The 20,208-nt window shown below is 61.6% G+C and carries 23 protein-coding genes; 11 read left to right on the forward strand and 12 right to left on the reverse strand.

What is annotated here, in order from left to right; all coding sequences use genetic code 11:
• Positions 1-65: 65 nt before the first annotated feature.
• Genes CWE17_RS02630 through CWE17_RS02645 form a run of 4 tightly spaced genes read right to left on the reverse strand, consistent with a single transcriptional unit; the run spans position 66 to position 4,906 of the window.
• Complete coding sequence (locus CWE17_RS02630; RefSeq protein ID WP_131454834.1) at positions 66-866, reverse strand: inositol monophosphatase family protein; 801 nt, start codon at positions 864-866, stop codon at positions 66-68.
• A gap of 9 nt (positions 867-875) precedes the next feature.
• Entirely contained in the window at positions 876-2,603 is a 1,728-nt protein-coding gene (locus tag CWE17_RS02635; RefSeq protein WP_131454835.1) for a TolC family protein, read from the reverse strand.
• A gap of 33 nt (positions 2,604-2,636) precedes the next feature.
• Complete coding sequence (locus tag CWE17_RS02640) at positions 2,637-4,025, reverse strand: TIGR03279 family radical SAM protein (protein WP_131454836.1); 1,389 nt, start codon at positions 4,023-4,025, stop codon at positions 2,637-2,639.
• Between the two features lie 20 nt (positions 4,026-4,045).
• Positions 4,046-4,906 (reverse strand): undecaprenyl-diphosphate phosphatase, encoded by an 861-nt coding sequence (locus tag CWE17_RS02645; RefSeq protein WP_131454837.1) that lies wholly within the window; start codon positions 4,904-4,906, stop codon positions 4,046-4,048.
• Between the two features lie 114 nt (positions 4,907-5,020).
• Between CWE17_RS02645 and CWE17_RS02650 the strand changes: the two genes are divergently transcribed.
• The 3 genes from CWE17_RS02650 (at position 5,021) to nadB (ending at position 8,034) form a co-directional block, all read left to right on the forward strand.
• The gene (locus CWE17_RS02650) at positions 5,021-5,779 is read left to right on the forward strand and encodes a DUF3120 domain-containing protein (protein WP_131454838.1); all 759 of its coding nucleotides are present in this window, start codon (positions 5,021-5,023) and stop codon (positions 5,777-5,779) included.
• Between the two features lie 112 nt (positions 5,780-5,891).
• Positions 5,892-6,269: a photosystem II complex extrinsic protein PsbU gene (psbU, locus tag CWE17_RS02655; RefSeq protein WP_131454839.1), complete on the forward strand. Its 378-nt coding sequence runs from the start codon at positions 5,892-5,894 to the stop codon at positions 6,267-6,269.
• Between the two features lie 82 nt (positions 6,270-6,351).
• Positions 6,352-8,034: an L-aspartate oxidase gene (gene nadB / locus CWE17_RS02660; protein ID WP_131454840.1), complete on the forward strand. Its 1,683-nt coding sequence runs from the start codon at positions 6,352-6,354 to the stop codon at positions 8,032-8,034.
• Between the two features lie 25 nt (positions 8,035-8,059).
• Here the strand turns inward: nadB and CWE17_RS02665 are convergent, their stop codons facing one another.
• A complete protein-coding gene (locus CWE17_RS02665; RefSeq protein ID WP_131454841.1) occupies positions 8,060-9,001 on the reverse strand; it encodes a vitamin K epoxide reductase family protein in 942 nt (313 codons plus the stop codon).
• Between the two features lie 113 nt (positions 9,002-9,114).
• On the opposite strand from CWE17_RS02665, the gene rimO reads away from it, so the two are divergent.
• Together rimO and CWE17_RS02675 are read left to right on the forward strand one after the other, a co-directional pair.
• Positions 9,115-10,512 (forward strand): 30S ribosomal protein S12 methylthiotransferase RimO, encoded by a 1,398-nt coding sequence (gene rimO, locus CWE17_RS02670; protein ID WP_131454842.1) that lies wholly within the window; start codon positions 9,115-9,117, stop codon positions 10,510-10,512.
• Positions 10,509-11,747: an MFS transporter gene (locus CWE17_RS02675; protein ID WP_255417760.1), complete on the forward strand. Its 1,239-nt coding sequence runs from the start codon at positions 10,509-10,511 to the stop codon at positions 11,745-11,747. The genes rimO and CWE17_RS02675 overlap by 4 nt, the downstream gene beginning before the upstream one ends.
• Here CWE17_RS02675 and CWE17_RS02680 read toward each other — a convergent pair.
• Complete coding sequence (locus CWE17_RS02680; protein WP_038023572.1) at positions 11,734-11,826, reverse strand: hypothetical protein; 93 nt, start codon at positions 11,824-11,826, stop codon at positions 11,734-11,736. The genes CWE17_RS02675 and CWE17_RS02680 overlap by 14 nt on opposite strands.
• A gap of 159 nt (positions 11,827-11,985) precedes the next feature.
• Between CWE17_RS02680 and CWE17_RS02685 the strand changes: the two genes are divergently transcribed.
• Entirely contained in the window at positions 11,986-13,560 is a 1,575-nt protein-coding gene (locus tag CWE17_RS02685) for a B12-binding domain-containing radical SAM protein (RefSeq protein ID WP_131454843.1), read from the forward strand.
• An 11-nt stretch (positions 13,561-13,571) separates the two neighbouring features.
• On the opposite strand, the gene CWE17_RS02690 is transcribed toward CWE17_RS02685, so the two are convergent.
• The gene (locus CWE17_RS02690) at positions 13,572-14,012 is read right to left on the reverse strand and encodes a DUF4346 domain-containing protein (RefSeq protein WP_131454844.1); all 441 of its coding nucleotides are present in this window, start codon (positions 14,010-14,012) and stop codon (positions 13,572-13,574) included.
• Between the two features lie 9 nt (positions 14,013-14,021).
• Positions 14,022-15,218, reverse strand: coding sequence for a GNAT family N-acetyltransferase (locus tag CWE17_RS02695; protein ID WP_131454845.1), 1,197 nt, complete (start codon positions 15,216-15,218; stop codon positions 14,022-14,024).
• A gap of 81 nt (positions 15,219-15,299) precedes the next feature.
• Here CWE17_RS02695 and CWE17_RS02700 point away from each other — a divergent pair, with 81 nt between their 5' ends.
• Entirely contained in the window at positions 15,300-15,740 is a 441-nt protein-coding gene (locus CWE17_RS02700) for a hypothetical protein (RefSeq protein WP_240789219.1), read from the forward strand.
• Here the strand turns inward: CWE17_RS02700 and CWE17_RS02705 are convergent.
• Both CWE17_RS02705 and CWE17_RS02710 read right to left on the reverse strand, forming a co-directional pair.
• Positions 15,722-16,393 (reverse strand): dihydrofolate reductase family protein, encoded by a 672-nt coding sequence (locus CWE17_RS02705; protein ID WP_255417762.1) that lies wholly within the window; start codon positions 16,391-16,393, stop codon positions 15,722-15,724. The genes CWE17_RS02700 and CWE17_RS02705 overlap by 19 nt on opposite strands.
• Positions 16,390-17,316: a 6-carboxytetrahydropterin synthase gene (locus tag CWE17_RS02710; RefSeq protein WP_206338345.1), complete on the reverse strand. Its 927-nt coding sequence runs from the start codon at positions 17,314-17,316 to the stop codon at positions 16,390-16,392. Before CWE17_RS02710 ends, CWE17_RS02705 begins: the two co-directional genes overlap by 4 nt.
• A 71-nt stretch (positions 17,317-17,387) precedes the next feature.
• Between CWE17_RS02710 and CWE17_RS02715 the strand changes: the two genes are divergently transcribed.
• On the forward strand, positions 17,388-17,993 hold the full coding sequence (locus tag CWE17_RS02715; RefSeq protein WP_131454847.1) for a shikimate kinase: 606 nt from the start codon (positions 17,388-17,390) through the stop codon (positions 17,991-17,993).
• On the opposite strand, the gene CWE17_RS02720 is transcribed toward CWE17_RS02715, so the two are convergent.
• On the reverse strand, positions 17,944-18,210 hold the full coding sequence (locus CWE17_RS02720; protein WP_131454848.1) for a chlororespiratory reduction protein 7: 267 nt from the start codon (positions 18,208-18,210) through the stop codon (positions 17,944-17,946). The two genes, CWE17_RS02715 and CWE17_RS02720, sit on opposite strands and share 50 nt — an antisense overlap.
• 1 nt (position 18,211) lies before the next feature.
• Between CWE17_RS02720 and CWE17_RS02725 the strand changes: the two genes are divergently transcribed.
• On the forward strand, positions 18,212-18,973 hold the full coding sequence (locus CWE17_RS02725) for a DUF6816 family protein (protein ID WP_131454849.1): 762 nt from the start codon (positions 18,212-18,214) through the stop codon (positions 18,971-18,973).
• Here the strand turns inward: CWE17_RS02725 and CWE17_RS02730 are convergent.
• Positions 18,885-19,610, reverse strand: coding sequence for a glutathione S-transferase family protein (locus CWE17_RS02730; protein ID WP_131455193.1), 726 nt, complete (start codon positions 19,608-19,610; stop codon positions 18,885-18,887). The genes CWE17_RS02725 and CWE17_RS02730 overlap by 89 nt on opposite strands.
• Positions 19,611-19,783: 173 nt before the next feature.
• Between CWE17_RS02730 and CWE17_RS12065 the strand changes: the two genes are divergently transcribed.
• Both CWE17_RS12065 and CWE17_RS02735 read left to right on the forward strand, forming a co-directional pair.
• Positions 19,784-19,942 carry a hypothetical protein gene (locus tag CWE17_RS12065; RefSeq protein WP_161971404.1) on the forward strand — a complete coding sequence of 53 codons (159 nt, stop codon included), beginning with the start codon at positions 19,784-19,786 and terminating at the stop codon, positions 19,940-19,942.
• 52 nt (positions 19,943-19,994) lie between these two features.
• Complete coding sequence (locus CWE17_RS02735) at positions 19,995-20,201, forward strand: DUF751 family protein (protein ID WP_131454850.1); 207 nt, start codon at positions 19,995-19,997, stop codon at positions 20,199-20,201.
• Positions 20,202-20,208: the final 7 nt, after the last annotated feature.

A 20,208-nucleotide genomic window follows, 5' to 3' on the forward strand; every position in this document is an offset into this window, starting at 1 on the left:
CCTTCCGCCCTTCGGCTTCCTGCGCAGTCCAAAAACATAACCCACTAACTCCCCTTCGCGCAACCTCAGGGGCGTAGTAGCGCTGTTCCCCAGGGCATCAGACGGTCCAACTGCTCCTGAGAGGTCGCAGCCAACACCGGGAAATCCGCTTCAGCAAGGTCCATTCCAGGCTGAAGACAGGCAGGGTCGGCCGCGAGCCAGTACAAGGGGCACTCCAATTCGGAGAGCACCAACCAAGCCGCAGCCAGATCCCAGATTTTCGGAGTGGCCTCCAAGGCAGCCATGGTCTGCCCCATCGCCACGCTGAGCAAATTCAAACTCGCCACCCCAAGAAGCCGGATCTTCCCGGGGAACGGCTGATCGGGGCGGCGCTGGAGCACGCGGATCGCGCGGCTGCATAAAGACACACAGGCACTGTCAGCGGCAAGGCGGGTCTGGGGTGTCAAGGGCTTGCCATTTCGCCAAGCTCCCTTGCCACGAATCGCCACAATCCGCTGATGAAGGGATGGAATCTCCAGAAAAGCCTCAACCGGACGGCCATCGATGCAACGGGCCACTGAGATGGCCCAGTAAGGAATACCAGCAGCGAAATTGGTGGTGCCATCGAGGGGATCCACCACCCAATAAGCCTCCGTTTTTGGAAGTTGCTTGGAACCTTCCTCACTCAAGACCCCCTCACCTGGGGCTAGGGAAGCCAAGCCGTCAACGATCGCACTGTCACTCCACCGATCACAGGCGGTGATCAGAGTGCCGTCAGGTTTCACATCAGAAACGATGTGGCCGAAATCACGCCGCTGTCGCTCCGCCACCTGATCCAGCAACTGATGAACGCCGGTCAATTGATGGGACGTGAGCAGTTCAGCCACAGATCCCGATCAGCCCTTGGCAGCGGAGGCCATGGCCTGGCAAGCCGGACGATTCGGAGAAGGTTCGATCGGCACCACATAGGCATCGTCCTCAGCTGGCTTAGTGGCTGGGAGGTTCTGAGGCTGACAGGCCTTCACCTGATCAAGACCGGTGCGACGACGCAGCTGGGCAATGCTCTTGTTGTAGGTGTTGATCGCATCGGCATAGCGAACCTCGGCCTGGGTGAGATCCCGCTGGGTATCCACCACTTCCCTTTGGGTGGTCACACCCGCCTGGAAACGCAGGCGAGCCAAACGCAGCGACTCCCTGGCTGACAACACTTCCCGGGAGGTTGTGAAGATGTCCTGATTGGCCGTGCGGAGGTTGTAAAAGCTTTCCTCCACCTGAACGCGGATGCGATCACGGGTGGAGGCGAAGTTGAAGGCACTCTCCTCAGCCCGCTGCTTGTTGCGGCGGTATTCAGCGCGGGCACGCCCGCCGTCAAAGATGTTCCAGGTGGCATTCAGGCCCACCGTGTTGTTGGCATTCCAGCCGTAGTCGTCCATATCCACGGGCGAAATCACGTTGGTTTGGCCCTGGAAGCGAGCCGTGCTGAAGGTATTCACCAGACTGAGCACAGGCTGCACAGCAGCGAGAGCCGCATTGGCATTGCTGTTGTTGATCGAGATATCGAGGATCAGCTGATCAAGTTCCTCGCGGAAGGCATAGGCGGCCACGATGCTCTCCTGCAAAGAGGGTTGCCAGACGCCGATCACCTGCGATGGGCTTGCAGCGGTAGGGGTCACGTCCTGGGGGAGATCCAACAATCCGGCCAGGGATCGGCGGGTCTTGTTTTGGAAGCCGATGCCGTTGGTGAGCACCTGCTGATCTCGGGCAAGCTGAGTTTCAGCCTCCAGCACTTCAAGCTTGGTGGCGACACCAGCCTGAAAGCGGGCGCGGGCGTCTTTCAGGCTCACCAGGGAAGCCCGCACCGACTGCTGACCGATCCGCACCTGCTCATCGGCGCGTTGAAGATCGAAATAGGACTCTGCTGTTTCCAGCCGTCGGTCCCGAAGAGCGATCAGGTAGGCATCACGAGCGCGTTCAAAATTGTCGCGAGCTGCAGCAATCCTTGGCACTCGCTTGGGGTCGATGAGATTCCACTGAACCTGGGCCGCAAAGTTGGCCGTCCACTGGCTGCTGGTGGTGTAAGGAGACGAGGTCGGTACTCCGGTCGAGGGATTGAACGTGGATGAGAAATCAGGATTGCGATATTGATCAGCGGCGAGGTATTGCGGCAAACCGTTAGCAGAGAGATTGACCGTGGGATACCAGAGGGAAATCTCGGCAAGCAGAGCCGACTTGGCTTGCTCCACCTGACTGGCCGCTGCCTTGAGACTGGGGTTGTTGACCTCCATCAGCTGCTCAGATTCCGCAAGGGTCAGAGGACGGAGTTCACGGATCCGCACCTGAGACGGTTTGTCTGGGAGCGCAAGACTTGGAGGCGCCTGCAGGGGGCTTAGCGCTTCAGGGAGCGTGGTAGCAGCAGGGGGCAGGACGGACGGATCGGCTTTCGGACGCGGTCCCTTGAGCTCAATGGCGGTCGGGAGAGTCTTCTGATCAATCAAGGCTCCAGAACTAGCTGCCTCAGAGGCCACAGGAGCCTGAACAGGTGCATCTTGGGCCTGCAGTCCCGCAGGGACAGTCGCGGCCAGAGCACCTGCAATGAGAAGAAAACTGGCAGCAGTCCTGGCCACGACAGATTGCAATCTGCCGGGAGCTTAGGGGCTTTAAGGCTCCTGACCGAGTACTGCGGCCACGATGTCAGCTGCTCCATGCACGATCCGGATCGTGACCGGCAATCGAGCCTGCACCTCGTCCAGGGTCATGTCATCGAGAAACACCGGTGCCCCCTGTCGGAGCATCACCGAGGGCAATAAGAGCTGATCTCCGAGGTCGACCCCCTCAAGACCCACCAGTAGATCCTCTCCAGTGAGCAAGCCCGTCACCACCTGATCCTGTCCCCAGTACGGACTCGGTAGACCGTGGAGAGAAAGCGACACGCCTTCAATGCCATTGAGGCGGTCACGCACGGGTCTCAAGGCGTGGTCGACCAAACGACCCACCACCCAGCTGCTGCGCATCGGCTTTTCACTCCGAGGGGGCAGGGTCTCGGTGGCCTGATCTAAGTCCTCCAAAAAGGCTCGGATGCTTCCGACTCCATTCTCCTGCTGGGGCAGATCCTCGTAGTTGGCCCTTGGCGGGAGGGCACGGCCTGCGATCAAGTACCACTCATCTGAGAGCCAGGCAAACCGACTGCCCAGAGTCTCCTGAAAGTGGCTCTGTAGGGCCTCGACCTGGGTGATGACCTCCTTGGCATGGTCAGGATCGACAGGGACCAGTCCATCGCCGGAAGGCCGAAAGCGAGTCAGGCCCACGGGCACCACAGCGGCCGAAAGCACGGCAGGCCAAGCACCGCTCGCAAACGCAGCAAGGTCTTCCAATGTGCGCTGCAGCGCTGCTCCGTCATTGAGGCCTGGGCAGACCACCACCTGGGCGTGAATCTGCAAATCGCGTTCCGCAAACCAGCGCAGCTGATCCAGCAACAGTGCGGCGCGCGGATTCTCCAGCAACCTGGAGCGCAGGTCTGGATCCGTGGCATGCACGGACACGAACAGGGGAGACAGGCGCTGGGCCTCGATGCGCTGCCAATCCGCCTCGGTGAGGTTCGTGAGGGTGAGATAGGAGCCGTAAAGAAAGCTCAGCCGGTAGTCATCGTCCTTGAGGTAGAGGCTGCTGCGATGCCCAGGCGGCTGCTGATCGATGAAACAGAAGGGGCAGTGGTTATTGCACTGACGCAGTCCATCAAAGAGTGCCTCGGTGAACTGGAGACCAAGGCCGTCATCCGCATCCTTTTCAAGGTCCACCTGATGAATCTCGCCCGCTGCATCCATCACCTCGAGATGGAGCTCTTCCTCCACCACCAGATAGCGGTAATCGATCAGATCCCTCGGTCGGATGCCGTTGATACTGAGCAGTTGGTCTCCTGGTTCAAAACCCAACTCTTCACCGATGGACCCAGGCTCAACGGCGGCCACGACGGCTGGTGCGGGCTGACGCGAGGCCGATTCCGGATCCAGGGCCGCCAGAGCGACGCCGGCGGATGGTTCATTCCACACCGCGATGGAGGCAGCTGATCTCAGTTTGATCCTGAGCCGGCCCACCAGACCAGGAGCAGCACCCCAAAGAGCAAGCGATAGATCACGAAGATCCAGGTGCTGTGCCTTTGGAGGAACTTAAGCAGCCAATCAATGGCCAGCCAAGACACCACGGCGGCCGACACGATGCCCACCAGCAGAGGCAGCACACCCCCGCCGCTCGGCTCGGTGAAGGCACCCTTGAGTTCCACCAGTCCAGCGATCGTGATCGCCGGAATTCCCAGCAGGAAGGAGAAGCGGGCCGCATCCTGCCGTTGCCAGCCATCGAGAAGAGAGGCTGTCAACGTGCTGCCCGAACGCGAAACGCCGGGAATCAACGCCAGCACCTGGGCAAGGCCAACCACCAACCCGTCACGCCCCTCCACCTGAACAAGCTGCTTGATCCGGGGACCAATCCTCTCGGCGAGGGCCAGCAGCAAGGCCATCACAATCGAGACCACGGCAATGGCAGGCACGCTGCGCAGGGGCGATGACTCATAACCAGGCCAGAACAGCTTGATTGCCAGACCTGCGATCAGGATCGGGACCGTTCCCACCGCCATGGCGATACCGAGACGAGCCTCGGGTTCACGCCACTGGCCACGGGAAACAGCTACGGAGATGCCCTTCAGCACGCTCTGAAGGTCCTGACGGAAATAAGCAATCACCGCCACGATGCTTCCAAGCTGAATAACGGCTGTCACCGAGACGCCGGGGTCACCCCAACCAGCCAGGACGGGAACCACCTTGAGGTGAGCAGTGCTGCTGATTGGCAGAAATTCCGTCAGCCCTTGCACCACGCCAAGCACAAAATCCCGCCAGCAGGCTTCGAGCAACCCAGGGGCGGTGGCGACGTCGGTCATGAATCGGTTCGAAGCAGCCGCACGCTATGACCACCAAGCCACCTACGCCAGCGCAGTGGGCGGGGTCGAATCTTCTAAGGTTTCGGGACTTTCTTCACAATCAGGAGTCGTCCGTTGTCCAGCGGCCTGATCAAAGCGGCTGCCCTGGACCCTCCAAGGCTCAATGGCGCCGAGCTGCTGCTTCCGATTCCGAAGGCTGGGGAGGAGGTCATCCTTTCCCGTGGAGCAGCGGCACTTGTCGTGCTGCCCGTTTTTCTTCAGGCCCCCTGGGTGCGCCTCCATCCTTTCAGTGCCGGCCTGTTCAGCTTCCTGCTCCTGGGTGTCGGGATCCTGCTGGGAATGAGAGTTGAGCCAGCGAAAGCCCGCTGGGGTGCTCTGTTGGTTGGTTTCAGTGGAAGCTGGCTCGCGGGAACTCTCTTCTGGGGCTGGCTGCGGGCCCATCCGCTCCTACATCTCCCCATCGAAGCCCTTGCCCTTCCCCTTGCGCTCACAGGTCTGCAAGGGCGTTGGCGCTTGGGTTGCAGTTTTTATTTAGCTTCTTTGGTTGGCACAACACTGACTGACTTGGCGATGGCGCTCACCGGCGTGATGCGCCTCTGGCCAGCAGTGGTTGAGGCACCGATCGAGGAAGCTCAGCCGCTTCTCCAGCAGGCTGCCTTGACCCTGAGCCGCCCAACCTCGCTAGCCATCCTTCTCGCCTTCACGGGCCTGATCCTGCTTATCGCCAGAACCCTCCGCCGCCGTGGACGTCTCTGCCCATCAGGTGATGCCAGCTGGGGAGTGGCCTCTGCCGTTCTGATCACGACCCTGATGATCGACGGCCTGTTCCTTCTGACCGCCCTGATCCAACCGCGCTTCAGTGGACTGATCTGAAACGAACTGCAAAAGCTCACGCCGCAACGGGGGGTTTGTCCGTGACGCACTTGTAAGGTTTGCTCACCGGCGTCGCCGGCAGTCCCGTTCCGATCCCTGACGGAGTGTTCCGATGAAGCGGCTGGTCTCCTGGCTGACTGGTGTGATGCTGATGGCAGGCCTGGTGCTTGGCCTCGTCATGCCCCCAGCCGTGCACGCTGACGACCTTCGCAACGTCGCTGACGAGAAACTGGCCGAGCGAGGTAACAAGGTCGACCTCAACAATTCTTCTGTGCGCCGGTTCCAGCAATTCCCTGGGATGTATCCCACCCTCGCCGGCAAGATCGTGCTCGGCGGTCCTTACGAAAGTGTTGACGATGTGCTCAACCTCGACCTGAGTGATCGTCAGAAGGAACTGTTCGCCAAATATCGCGACAACTTTGTGGTGACTGCTCCCTCGATCGCCTTGAACGAAGGTTTCGACCGCATCAACGATGGTCAGTACCGCTGAGTGCCGATCTTGAGACCGGCTTCGGTCAAACTATGTTGCATCCCGAACCGCCGGTGACCCCGGCGGTTTTTTTGCTGATGCCATGACGCAGCACCAGCCATCGAGCGAACCGATTCCCCCAGGGCCATGGGATGTGATCGTGATCGGTGCAGGAGCTGCCGGTCTGATGACCTGCCTGGAGCTCCCCGAAGGACTGCGCATCCTGCTGCTCAATCGCAACACCAGCAGGCGCTCTTCTAGTCGATGGGCCCAGGGCGGTATTGCCTCCGTGACTCGACCGGAAGACAGTGCCAGCAGTCATGCCAGCGACACACTCATCGCCGGGGCAGGGCTCTGCGACAGGAATGCTGTTGAACTGCTGGTCAATCAGGCCCCCGCTTGCGTCGAAAGGCTTCAGCAACTGGGCATGGCCTTCGATCGCAACAGCAGCGGCAAGCTAGCCACCACCCTTGAGGCAGCCCACAGCCATCACCGGGTGCTGCACGTACAAGACCAGACCGGAAGGGCGCTGGTCGATGTGCTGCGCGAACGCGTCGAACAACGTCATGACCTTCTGCATCGCCGGGGGATCCGCGTGACCCGACTTTGGGTGGAGCACGGTCGCTGCTGCGGAGTTCAAGTGCTCGATGGCCCAAGTCTGCACTGGATCTCAGCCCGGGCTGTGGTGCTCGCCACAGGGGGAGGAGGCCATCTCTATGCGAACACCACCAATCCCCCCCAGGCCTGCGGAGAAGGCGTCGCCCTCGCCTGGCAGGCGGGGGCTGCAGTGGAAGATCTGGAATTCATGCAGTTTCACCCCACGGCTCTGCGCCTTCCAGGCGCCCCCTGTTTCCTGATTTCAGAAGCGGTGCGTGGCGAAGGGGCTGTCCTGCGGGACGACCAAGGGCAAAGCCCCGTCGCAGATCTTGCGGGTGCTGATCTGGCACCGCGCGACCAGGTCAGCCGGGCGCTCGTGCGCTCCATGCGCGACCGGGGCACGGATCACATCGACCTGGACCTCTCACCGATCCCTCGAGAGCGCGCAGTCCAGCGCTTTCCCACCATCCTGGAACGCTGCCGCAGTTTTGGGCTTCAACCTCTGGAGCGGCCGATTCCCGTGGCCCCCGCAGCCCACTATTGGATGGGAGGAGTGGCCACTGATCTCCATGCCTCAACCAACCTTCCTGGTCTCTACGCGGTGGGGGAAGTGGCCTGCACAGGGCTGCATGGTGCCAACCGCCTAGCCAGCAATTCCCTGATGGAATGTCTGGTTTTTGCCCGACAGCTACGAACGATCGACCTTCCAAACGCTCCAGCCAAGGCAATCGTCCATCACCCAGGCACCGATCTCCGGGCAGGCGCACCCCTGCAGAGCCGCAGCCGGATAAGCGCCGAAAAGCTGATGGCAACCATCGACATCTGGCGACTGCGTTGCTGGCAGGTGGCGGGAGTGGACCGGGACAGCCGCGGAATGGCGCATGCTCTGAATCAGGTTCAAGTGACGCTGGACCAACTGGAAGCGGAGCCATCCCTGGAACTGATCAGATCACAGCCTGTGGACGCGCTGCACCGACTGAATGAGGAGAGCCGGCGGGAGCTGAACCTGCTGCTTGACCTTCAGCATCGACTGCGGGCCAGTGCCCTGCTGCTGGAGGCCTGTCTGTTCAGGAAGGAGAGTCGCGGAGGCCATTTCCGTCATGACGCTCCCTGGCCCATGCCCCAGTGGGAATGTCATTCCAGACAACAGCTGGGCCAGGCGATCGGAACCCGACCCGTTGTGCGCTGACTCACGGGAGTGAAGGCGATCGAAATCAGTCGATGCTTGGGCCCTGGTAATTGGAAAGCTTGGCGAGATCCGCCAGTGGCTTCACACCGGAATCGAGCTTTCCATCAATCTCCCAGGTGGGGAAGCCTTCCACGCCTTTTTGCTGGCAGAGCTTGGTCTGACTGTTCTGACCATCCGGGGCACACTCCACGACCTTGAGCTTGGCGGCGGCCTCTTTGCCGAACAACTCCTTTTGCTCATGGCAGTGCGGGCACCAGTAGGCCGAGTACATGACGGCACCGGAAGCGGTGAGATGCTCAGCAAGCTCAATCTTGGCTGGATTGCTCGAGGTGGTGACAGAGGGAGGCGCTCCAGGCCCGGTGACCGCAGCGTCAGGGCGATTGGGGTCGACCACCGAAGCCCAGATCAAGCTGCCCAACAAAACGGCAAGAGCCAGCAACACCCCTCGAAACAGAAGCGGCGCTGGATCATCCCAGCCACCGCCGGCGACCGAAAGAATCAGCAAAGCGATCGAGATCAGTGCCGACAGAACACAGAAGAAGCAGAAGGCCTGGATCTTGAACAGCATCAGGCCCACCAGCACAAGGCTGAACATCGCCATGCCAACGGACACGACGAATAAGCCCCACCAGGTGCGACGAGACAGATTCGCCTTGTTCTCCGCTAACCCAGGCAGCAGAGGCACAATCGCCATCACCAGCACAGCCAAATAAGCAATCAGGCCGGCGAAGGAGAGCGGAATACTGAAGCCATCCCCCTGAAGCAGGGTGCCCCAGGCGCTGTTCAGGACCTTGTCACAGCCATCAGCCCCCAGCGGGCAGCTGAGATCCCCCAGGATTCCCCAGCGCTTGAGAGTGATTGAGCCGGTGTCGATCACCCCAACCGTGGCCAGAACCGCCATGGCGATTCGGACCCATTTCGAACCGGAATCCTGGCGGCGACGACTGGTGAGGCGGGTGGTCGACATCAGCTGCGTCCAGAGCGCGTCAAGTCTGACAGCAACCGCCGGCCAGAACCGTGCTGAACACAAAGGAATAGGGCCGCAACCCTATGGTGAGAGATTGCCGAATCGGTCGGGGCATGAGCAAAGATCCAGGCACTGAGGCTCAGACAACCCGTCGACCGACCGTTGCCTTTGCCCATCTTGGCTGCGAAAAAAACCGGGTCGACACGGAGCACATGCTTGGGCTCCTGGCCCAAGCGGGTTATGGCGTCAGCAGCGATGAAAACGACGCCAGCGTGGTGGTGGTGAACACCTGTAGTTTCATCCAGGACGCCCGTGAGGAATCGGTGCGCACCCTGGTGGGCCTGGCAGAACAGGGAAAGGAGCTGATCATCGCCGGCTGTCTGGCGCAGCATTTTCAGGAGGAACTGCTCGACTCTTTACCGGAAGCAAAAGCGATCGTGGGCACCGGCGATTACCAGCACATTGTTGAGGTGCTGCAGAGGGTGGAAGCCGGGGAGCGAGTGAACCGAGTCAGCCTGACCCCGACCTTCGTGGGTGATGAGCACCTGCCCCGATACCGAACCACCGGCGAGGCCGTGGCTTATCTGAAGGTTGCCGAGGGCTGCGACTACCGCTGCGCGTTCTGCATCATTCCCCATCTTCGAGGCGATCAACGCTCTAGGCCGATCGAATCCATCGTGGCCGAAGCCCATCAGCTCGCAGCCCAGGGTGTGCAGGAGTTGATCCTGATCAGCCAGATCACCACGAACTACGGACTGGACCTCTATGGAAAGCCCCGCCTAGCTGATCTGCTGCGCGCCCTTGGCGAGGTTGAGATCCCCTGGATCCGGGTGCATTACGCCTATCCAACCGGCCTAACCCCCGAGGTGCTCAGTGCTTACCGGGAGGTGCCCAACGTCTTGCCTTATCTGGATCTGCCCCTGCAGCACAGTCACCCCGATGTGCTGCGAGCCATGAACCGTCCTTGGCAGGCAGAGGTGAATGAACGACTGCTGGACCGCATCCGCGAACAGCTCCCCGATGCGGTGCTACGCACCACGCTGATCGTCGGCTTCCCAGGGGAGACCGAGGCCCAGTTCGAGCATCTGGCTCGCTTCCTGGAGAGCCAGCGCTTCGATCATGTGGGCGTGTTCACGTTCTCCCCCGAAGAGGGGACCCCGGCAGCCGCATTGCCTGACCGAGTCCCGGAGAACCTTGCCATCGCCCGCAAGGACAGGCTGATGACCCTTCAGCAACCGATCTCCGCCGCAGCGAATGCCTCTTGGGTGGGTCGCACAGTGGATGTGTTGATCGAGCAGCACAACCCCTCCACTGGCGCCATGATCGGACGGTGCGGACGCTTTGCGCCTGAGGTGGATGGCGAGGTGCTCGTTCAGCCAGGGGAGAACGGTCTGCAGGCCGGTCCTGGCACGATGGTGCCCGTCAAAATCACCGGCTCCGACGTCTATGACCTGAGCGGGCAGATCGTGGGAGCCGCGGCCATGGTGGCGGCCGCCCGCTCCTCATCGTGACCGCCACACGGTTCTCCCAGGCCAGACAGCGCAGCATTTTTCTTGTGGCGTCAGGAATGAGCACCGCAGGGTCCTTCGCAGGGCTCACGGCGAAAGGCTGGATCCTGATGAACGGCACGGAAAATCCGATGCTGCTGGCCCTTCATTTCGCAGCCCTGTCCCTTCCCACCCTGCTGGTGAGTGGGCCGGCGGGCGTGAGGACCGACAGGGTCGGCTGCGAAACAGTGCTCATTCAGGCCCAGTGGGCACTGCTGGCCGCTGGACTGCTAGGCGCTTTGTCGATCCCGCTCCTAGAAGGCACTGCCCAGGTCGGCGCACTGCTGGGCAGCACGCTGCTGGTGGGAATCGCCAGCGCCTACGAGCTCACAGCACGCAACAAATACTGCGCACTGCTGGTGGATGAACCCACCCAACTCGCCCCCTACCTCACCAGCTTTTCCGTGGTCTTCAACGTCGGAAAGCTCGTGGGTCCCCCAATTGGGGGATGGCTGGTGGCCCTCACGGGAGCGGCAACAGCCCTCAGCCTCGATGCCCTCACCTATCTGCTGCCCATTGCCAGCGTGATCTGGCTGCTCAAACCGAATCTCGAACAGGAACAGCGCAGTGGCAATCAAGCACACGCGTCCCTGCTGCATGCCTGGCGCGACTGCGGGCCCATCCTGCGCCATGTGCTGCGCTTCACCGCAGTCATCTGCCTGGTGGGCTTCTTCCACCCCGGCCTGGCACCACTGATCGCCGCCGACACGATCGGACCTGATCCGAGGGACCTTGGCTTGTTCACCAGCGTGCTGGCCGCAGGGAGCATTACCGGCGGCCTAGTGCTGCAGAGAAATAGTCACCGCTTCTGTCAGCGTCCATGCCTGACCTTGGGTTGCTTCGCTCTGATCACGGCCTTGGCCCAGCTGGGAATGGCCAGGGGGGAGACGCGAGGCCTGGTGCTGATGATGGCCTTTCTGATCGGAGCCGGAACAGCCGGGCTTCTGAGCAGCACCAACTTGATCACCCAAGTTGGATCCAAACAGGTGATGCGAGGAAGGATGGCAGGTCTCAGTCAGATCGCCTTCCTTGGGGGCGGAGGACTGAGCGGGATCCTGGCCGCAGCCATCACACTCACCCTCGGTCTCAAGAGCGCATTCGCCATTGCCGGAGGCATTGGCCTTGCGCTGGCCGTCGTTGAAATCAGCCAGCGCGGTCAAACCGTGCTGGACGAGACAACCAAGCTCAGATCAGTTTGATGCCACGCAGCACGCCGCTGATCACTGCAGCGGTAACGAGACCGGCACCGACCAAACCCAGATAGATGACAACGCCCACGACAGACACAGCAAGTCGCAACTATTAGACCAGAAACAGGGACGCCTTCGTGGGCACACCCCCTAAGGTTGACGCAATCCGCGCCAAGGGTCAGCGGCAAGCCTCAGCTCAGCGCCATCAGCCCAAGCACCGTCAAGCCAGCGTCCGCCAGCAAGATCCATGCGCACCCTCTTCATCTATCCCCAGTTCCCCAAGACCTTCTGGAGCTACGAAAAAATCCTCGAGCTCGTCAACCGCAAGGTTCTGCTTCCACCCCTAGGACTGGCGACCGTTGCAGCCCTGCTTCCTCAGGACTGGGAGATGAAGTTGGTTGACCGCAATGTGCGGGAGCTCACCGAAGCGGAATGGAACTGGGCGGAATTGGTGGTGATTTCGGGAATGATCGTCCAGAAGGACGACATGCAGCGACAGATCGCCGAAGCGAAACGGAGAGGCCTCCTGGTTGCCGTTGGTGGCCCCTACGCCAGCTCCACCCCTGATGCACCGGAGATCGCCGACGCGGATTTCAAGGTGCTGGACGAGGGTGAGATCACCCTGCCGATGTTCGTGGAAGCGATTCAACGCGGTGATCGGAGCGGTCGGTTCAGCGCTGAGGGTGACAAACCGGATGTGACCTCGACTCCGATTCCCCGATTCGACCTTCTGGAATTGGATGCCTACGACTCCATGAGCGTGCAGTTCTCCCGTGGCTGTCCGTTCAACTGCGAGTTCTGCGACATCATCGTGCTGTACGGCCGCAAGCCCCGCACCAAAACCCCCGAACAGCTGATCGCCGAGCTACAGCGGCTCTACGACCTGGGCTGGAGACGCTCCATCTTTCTGGTGGACGACAACTTCATCGGCAACAAACGGAACGCCAAGCTGTTGCTCCCTGAAATCAGGCGCTGGCAGGAGGAGCGGGGCTATCCGTTCAGTTTCGCCACCGAGGCCTCCGTCGATCTCGCCGACGACGAGGAGATGATGCAGATGATGCACGACGCCCGTTTTGAGAGCGTTTTTCTCGGGATCGAAACGCCTGACGAGGCGAGCCTAGAAACAGCCCGGAAGGTGCAGAACACGCGCAACCCTCTCGATGCCGCTGTCGACAGGATCACCGCCAACGGCATCCGGGTGATGGCGGGCTTCATCATCGGTTTCGATGGCGAAAAAGATGGAGCCGGTCGCAGGATCGTCGACTTTGTGACCCGCACTGGCATCCCGGCCGCAATGATGGGCATGTTGCAAGCTCTCCCCAACACGGCGCTCTGGTATCGCCTGGAGAAGGAAGGACGCCTCATTCAGGAGAAAGCCGCCGCCAAGGGGGTGAACCAGACGAATCTTCTGAACTTCAAACCAACCCGCCCGATCCGGGACATTGCGAACGAATACGTGGAGGCCTTCTGCGCTCTCTACGAACCCAATGCCTACATGGATCGGGTCTATACCTACTACCTCAAGATGGGGGCACCCCGTTGGAAGGCTGCTGCCAAGCTGCCCACCTGGACGGATCTCCGAGCGCTGTCGATCGTGATCTGGCGCCAGGGAATCAAGCGAAGCACCCGGACCCGCTTCTGGCGCTACATGCTCGGCATGGCCCGCCACAACCCGGCCCTGCTGGAGCAGTTCCTCGTGGTGCTCGCGCACAACGAACATTTCCTGGAATATCGGTCCATCGTGCAGCAGGAGATTCGAGAACAACTCGAATCACTGCCCCCCGAGGAACCCAGCAATCCGCGCGAACTTCAACCGGCCTGATCGACACGCTCTCAGTCCTGCACGTAGGGGCGCCCCTCCAGGAGGCACTGTTCGGCCTTCTGGAGTTCACGGCCTAGATACAGGGCGTGGTCGAGCCTGCTGATAGGAAGGGGCTCATCCCCCTCGCTGAGCTCGATTCCCAGCTGTTTTGCCGTCTTGCCGCGGTACACACGATCAGGGGAGCGGGGTCTACCGCCCCGACAACCCAGCACCTCACCGGTGTCGGGATCCGTCGCACGCCCTCGGTCATCCACATCATTTCGGTAGTGCTCAGCCACCAGCTCTGCAGAGGCAGCATCGACCCGGATCAAGAAATACCCGGCCGGGTCGAGGGCAATGAAACGCTGGGACAATCGATCATCGAGTGCCCGGCCCTCACCCGGATCTCGAGGAGGAGCCACCGGCTCGGATGCGGAGGGGTGGGACGACGCCGAAGAGCTGCTGCTTGCCATCCCGACACCCTACAAATCAGCCGCGGACGCTCCCAACTGAGGAGCTTCTGCCCGGAAGGGCAGTTCAGCATTCACCGCATCAATCTCCTCGACCATGAGGGCATTGGCCTTGGGTAGCCAGGTCCTGATCAAGCGATCCATGCCCTCGTCGTACCAGCGGTGAAGGCTGTGCTGAGGCCTGGCGACGAATCCGCGGCGGCGTTTGTGGCTGCCCCCGGCACCGGGATCAAAGTGCTGCAGCCCCTGCTCCAGAGCCCAGGCGATTGGTGCGTAGTAGCAGACCTCGAAATGCAGGCAGTCGATCTCCTCGTCACTGCCCCAGTAACGGCCCCATAGCTGCTGCTGATCCTGAATACACAGCGACATGGCCACTGGCTCCTGGGGGTCGCCCCGATGGGCACTGAACAGCACCACATGCGGACGCAGGGCTTCGCCCGCAAGGGCATCAAAAAAGGAGGCCTCCAGATATTTGCTTCCCCACATCCCCCAGCGAGCGCAATGCTGCTCGTAGAACCGATGCATGCGTGTCAACAACCCAGGGGTCAGCGTCTCACCCCTGAGGGCCGTCACCTCAAGACCCGCCTCGCGAACGGCCTTGCGTTCCCGTTTGATATTGCGGCGCTGGTTGGCATTGAAGCCCCTCAAGTAATCGTTGAAATCCCGCTGCCCCTCGGCTGACCAGAGACTCTGCTGATTCAGCCAAGTCGCACAGCCCGCCGCCTCGGCGAGGGGCCGCCAAGCGGGATCGACATAGAGAAAATTGCAGCTGAGGATGCCGTTTCGTCGCGCAAAATCATCGATCAGCTCGAACATCAGCGCGGTCAAGACCGCAGGATCCTCCGCAGAATCGATATGGAAGCGATAACCCTCGACAGGGCTGACCGGACTCATGCCCAGAAGTTTGGGGTAGTAGCGAAGCCCCAAATCAGCGGCGAGCCTTGCGAAAGCCTGATCGAAGACGAACTCGCCATAGCTGTGCCCCTTGAGATAGAGAGGCGCGACAGCCACCAGCCTGTCTGCGCCACGCCAGAGGGAGAGATGCAGGGGCTGCCATCCCTGCTCCGGCACGATGCTCCCGGACTCCTCCAGGGCCGTGAGCCACGACCAGCGATAGAAGGGAATGGCCTGCGAGCCGACCAGTTGCACCCAGGCGGCCTCTGGAATCTCGCGAAGGGAGCGGTGCCACCGGGCGGAGAGGGATGCCATCACCGCCAAAGGGCGAAGTCGCAGTGACCCTAACCATGGCGGCGGGCAGGGATCAGAATTCAATCCCGCCCGTGATGCGCCTTGCTCGGTTCATCCCTTCTCCAGCGCCAGATGCCAACAGCGCTACTGAGCATCGCCTGCCTGGCGCTGGCTAGCCCAGCAGCCTCGGCCGGCTGGCTGGCCCCCGTGCTGCAGATGATGCAACCCCGGATTGAATCGCGTTTGACCGATCAATGCCGGCAACTGATCGGCAGGCAAGGGGAAGCACCTCTGGAATCAGAGCTGAGCAAGCTGGCGGAACAGCCCTGCCGCTCGCTCGCCAAGCCAGTGAGCACCTGCCTGATCCGTGAAACCAGTCGCACGGGCCGAGAGCTGGGGGTGATCAGTGAACTGTTGACCGGCAGAGTCGGCGACGATGCCGAAGTGGTGATCAAGCGCTGTCTGGCCTCCCTGCTGGGCCTCCAGGAGAGCAACCTTCGTGACCTCCCCCTTCAGGATCTTCTTCAGCGCTGGCGGCAGTAATGCAACAGCACTTCATCGGCCTCGAGACGATCGCAACGTTCGAGGCACCAAGCGCCTGGTTCCGTGAGCAGGTCAGGCAGCCCCTTGGGACCGGTCGGCAGCCAGTGGTGAGAACCCCCTAGCAGCTTCGGAGTCAGCGTGAGTTGCAACTCATCCACAACATCCTCGGCCAGCAGAGATCCACAAAGCTGAGCACCACCGAGCAGCAGGACGCGCTGGAGCCCCGCTTTGGCTAGGGAGCGGAGTGTCTCCTGCCAGGACTGACCGAGCGTCAGCCGCTGGTCGAACCCTGAGGGCACTGGAGTGGCCACAGGTGGGGTAAGCAACCAACGTTGCAGGGGCTGTCTGAAGAACGGCCATTCACTTGGAAAGCTCTGCTGACGAGACACCACCAGGGCCACCGGCTGCGGAGGCCTGCCGTCCTGAACCCGTTGCGCCTGACGCTCCCCATCGCGAATCAAGCAGGTCGTGCGATGGGCCCGCAGCGTGCCTGCGCCAATCAGGGCGCCATCAGCCCAGGCCAGGGCCTCCTCCAAAGCGCGACGATCCCCTGTTCCACCGAGCTGAGCAGCTCCGCCAGCAGCAGGGGCGAGACGGCCGTCCAGGCTGATGGCGAGCACCAGCCGAAGCGTCGGTGCTTCGGTGAGCTTCAGGAGGCCAACACCGCCTCAAGGGCGGTTGGACTCGCATTCAGCTGAGGCGTCTCCGCATAAACCTCAGCTGCGTTGTTTGGACTTTCCTGCAGGCGCACCTTGTGCAGCACCGCTCCGATGGCCCGGATGGGAGTGGCCAGACGATCGGCAATATGAAGCGCAATGTTCTCCGCCGTGGGAACACAGCTGGCGAAATGGGGCACGTCCTTATTGAGGAAGGTGTGATCGAAAGGCTCGACCACGAGGTCATCCAGAAGGCTCTGAAGCGCCGCTAAGTCACAGACCATCCCGGTCCGTGGGTCGATCGTGCCTCGCACGGTCACGTCAACCAAATAGTTATGGCCATGGCCGTGGGGCCTTGCACACTTCCCGTAGATCCGCTCGTTCTCCTCCTGGGAGAGCTCAGGGCGGGCCAGGCGGTGTGCAGCCGCAAAGTGGGTGCGAAGCGTGAGGAAAGCGTCCATGCCGTGTCCGAGATAGTCGGCCCAGAGGCCTGGTGATTCGTAAAGCCGCAAAGCGACCAGAGGAAGGTGGGGAACAAGACGCGTCCAGATCACGCGGACGAGTGCTTCCGTGGTGGGAAGACAGCCCTCGGGCTTGGAGACGTCGAACTCATCCCAAGCGTCGTTCAGACAGCGAAAGTCCAGGGATCCGGTCACCTCTTCACGGATCGCGTGCTTGACCTCCGAGAGGTTGAGCACCATGCCGTCCGCATCAAGGGGACCCGCCATCGAGACGATGAGTTCGTAGTTATGCCCATGGCCAGGCGCCAGGGCGCAAGCACCGAATCGGGCATTGTTGTCATCGGAACTGAGCTCTGGGAGCCAGTAACGATGCGACGAACTGAAGCAGGCCCGCCGTGTAATCACACAGCGTCGACCCTGACCATGGGGAGCAAGGGCCATTGCGGAAATGTCAGCCATGGCATGCCCAGACCAGGAGGCATCCTAGGGAGTTCCTGTCTTCCACCGTCCGACCCCGCGGTTCCCTCGCCATGACCGAGCCTTCCCCCACAGCTGTTCACCCTCTGAAGACAAGGCTCGGGGGCCGCAACCTCTACCTGGTGGGGATGATGGGCAGCGGCAAGACGAGCAGCGGCAGGCCCCTGGCCCAGGCCCTGGGATACGGATTTGTGGATGCCGATGCAGTGATTGAGCAGTTGGCTGGCCGATCGATTCCACGTCTGTTCAAAGAAGAGGGCGAGGAAGGTTTCCGCGCCCTCGAAGCCCAGGTGCTGCAGGCGATCGGACAACGACACTCCCTGGTGGTGGCCACAGGCGGTGGCGTCGTGACGCGACCAGAGAACTGGGGGGTCCTGCATCAGGGGCTGGTGATCTGGCTCGACCCCGACCGGGAGCAGCTACTGGAGCGTCTGCAGCGGGATCCTGGAGAGCGTCCACTCCTGCAGAACGGGGATCCCGAAGCGAGCCTCGATGCGCTGCTCGCAGCCCGACGCCCGCTCTACGCCGAGGCTGATCTGCATCTACGGATCCAGTCGCAATCACCAGACGCCGTCGCCGCCATGGCACTGGAGGCCATCCCAGGGGTGCTCAGTCCCGTCCAGGGGGCTCCAGGCGCACCGCAAACCACTGGAGTGTGACCCCGGGAGCCACCTCCAGATCACAGGCGGTGTCGAGCAGCCGGATGGCGGCCGCCGCAACGGAACCGGCAGCCTGCAGGTCGGAAGGAAGCGCATCCAGCGCCCGCAAGTGCGCTTCCAGCCATGTCAGGGTGTCGGCAGCGCTGAGCAGTTGCTCCGGGCGACCAGGCTCCAGCACCACGTAGTGATCACAGGCACGAATCAGGGGGTCAGACAAGGTGCAAGGACTGCTGCCACTGATCATCGGACTGCTTCTGCTGAGCGGGGCCGGACCAGCCTGGTCTGCGGACGAGCCCACGCTGGGCCAGCGCCTTCAGCTCTGGCCGGAATGGCAGCTGCCAGCCCCCCTCCCCCGTCCTGGCCGCCACAGTGATCTCGTCTACCCCAGCTGGTTTGAAGGCGAATGGACGGTCAGCAGCATGGCCTTGGACAGGCTGGACGATGACTCCTCGCCCCTGGAACACAAGGCTCGCTTCATCCGCCGGGGGGGTGCTGTGGTCGGCGACAGAGCCTTCAATGCCATTGCCGTTGGCCAGGCAGTTCTCGGATCGACTCTGCTGACAGTCGAGCAACCAGAGCGCGAACCCAACCGTCAACTCGCGAGGCTGCGCGGCGATCGCCTGCTGGAAACCACCGTGATCGGACGACGACAGAGTGATCCGAACCGCAGCGATTTCGTCAGCGAGTTCCTCAGTGACGAACTGGTCCTACAGATCCTCCACGGTCCTGAGGCTCCAAGGATCAGCAGAGTTGAAACCTTGAGCCGTTATCAACCATGCGCCCCAGCGTCCCGCGAACGCATCTGCGCCGATCAATGGCAGGCCCGCTACAGCGGACCCGACACAGGGCTGAATCGCAGCCCTGAATCAGTCCATCGCTACCGGCTCGAACTCACACGACTGCAGGATCGCTCTGCATCAGCTGGGCCTCCAACTGATCCCTCCAACGGAACAAACCTTGGAGGCGGGGATGGTCACTGAGCCCAGCCACACCGCGACCTGCCAAGGCGGCTCCCGAGGAGGAAGGAAAGCGCAACAGTGAGAGCTGAGCGGCAACAGCAAGATCAGCAATCGACAAGCGATCGCCCACGATCCAAGGAGCCTGCTCCAACGCCTGGGCCAACTCGGTCAGGCTGGTCAGCAAAGATGCACGCTCCCCCTGAGCCACGATCTCCCCCACCCCCTGCAGGAGTCCGGTCGGAATCCCTGCAACGGTGCTGCGCAGGGGCTCCGGGAGGTCATCGGGCAGCAGGGCAACCCGAAGCTCCGAATCAATGGTTGCGGCCTGAGCCAAGGCCACCCTGGCGGCGTGGGCCAGGGTGGTATCCGCCCAGTCCTCAATCAGATGAACCTGCGCTGCAGCCCGCGGGTCTTCGGGCCAGAGAGGCGGCTCTGGGGCAAGGGTTTCGAGATAGGCGGCAATGGAACTGGAATCGGCAATCACCGTCTCGTCGTCGACCAGCATTGGCACCTGTCGCTGACCAGAGCGGCGAAAGACGTCGACCTGACCCAAGCCCGGCGTCACCTCCACCTCGCGATAGCTGAGCCCCTTGGCCTGAAGCACCATCCGCACCTTCAGACAAAAGGCAGAATGACGAAATTGATGCAGCTCCAGCACGGTCAACACCCGCCTGCGGCTTCCAGGCTAGCCATCCAGGATCAGTGCTGAGATCGGGAGGATTGAGGAGTGGACTGTGTGCAATCCAAGGGCACCACATGCTGACAAAGCAGTGACGAACTGAGCGCAAATCGTCTTGACAGATCCATATCTTGAAGAGAGAAACCTGCTCCATGGCCCACACCACACTGTTGGAACGCATGATCGATTTCATGCGCAGCATCAGTACGGAAACTCCATCTCCTCTCCAGATGGAAGTGTTCACAGGGCCGCATGGCGGTCGTTATGTGCTGACTGCCGATGGACGCAAGCGTTACCTCAAACGCTCCTGAGCTTCAGGGTCTCGGCGATGATGGGGAGCCGCTTCAGCTGTAGCTCCCGGCCATGAAGGACTTCTTCATCAATGTGACGCGGTATCCCCGCTATCTGATCGCCTTCAGCCTGGGGGTTCTCAACTCGGTTGCGGAGCCCTTGGCCCAGCGGCGCAGCAATCCTGTGACCGCTGTGGCGCTGATTGGCGCCCTGGTGAGCGGCCTCATCAGTGTGGGATTGGTGCTCCGTGCCATGGTGACGCCATCCCCCCTGATCTGAAGAAGGC

This window comes from Synechococcus sp. BS56D (assembly GCF_004332405.1).
In the GTDB taxonomy this organism is placed as follows: Bacteria; Cyanobacteriota; Cyanobacteriia; order PCC-6307; family Cyanobiaceae; genus Synechococcus_C.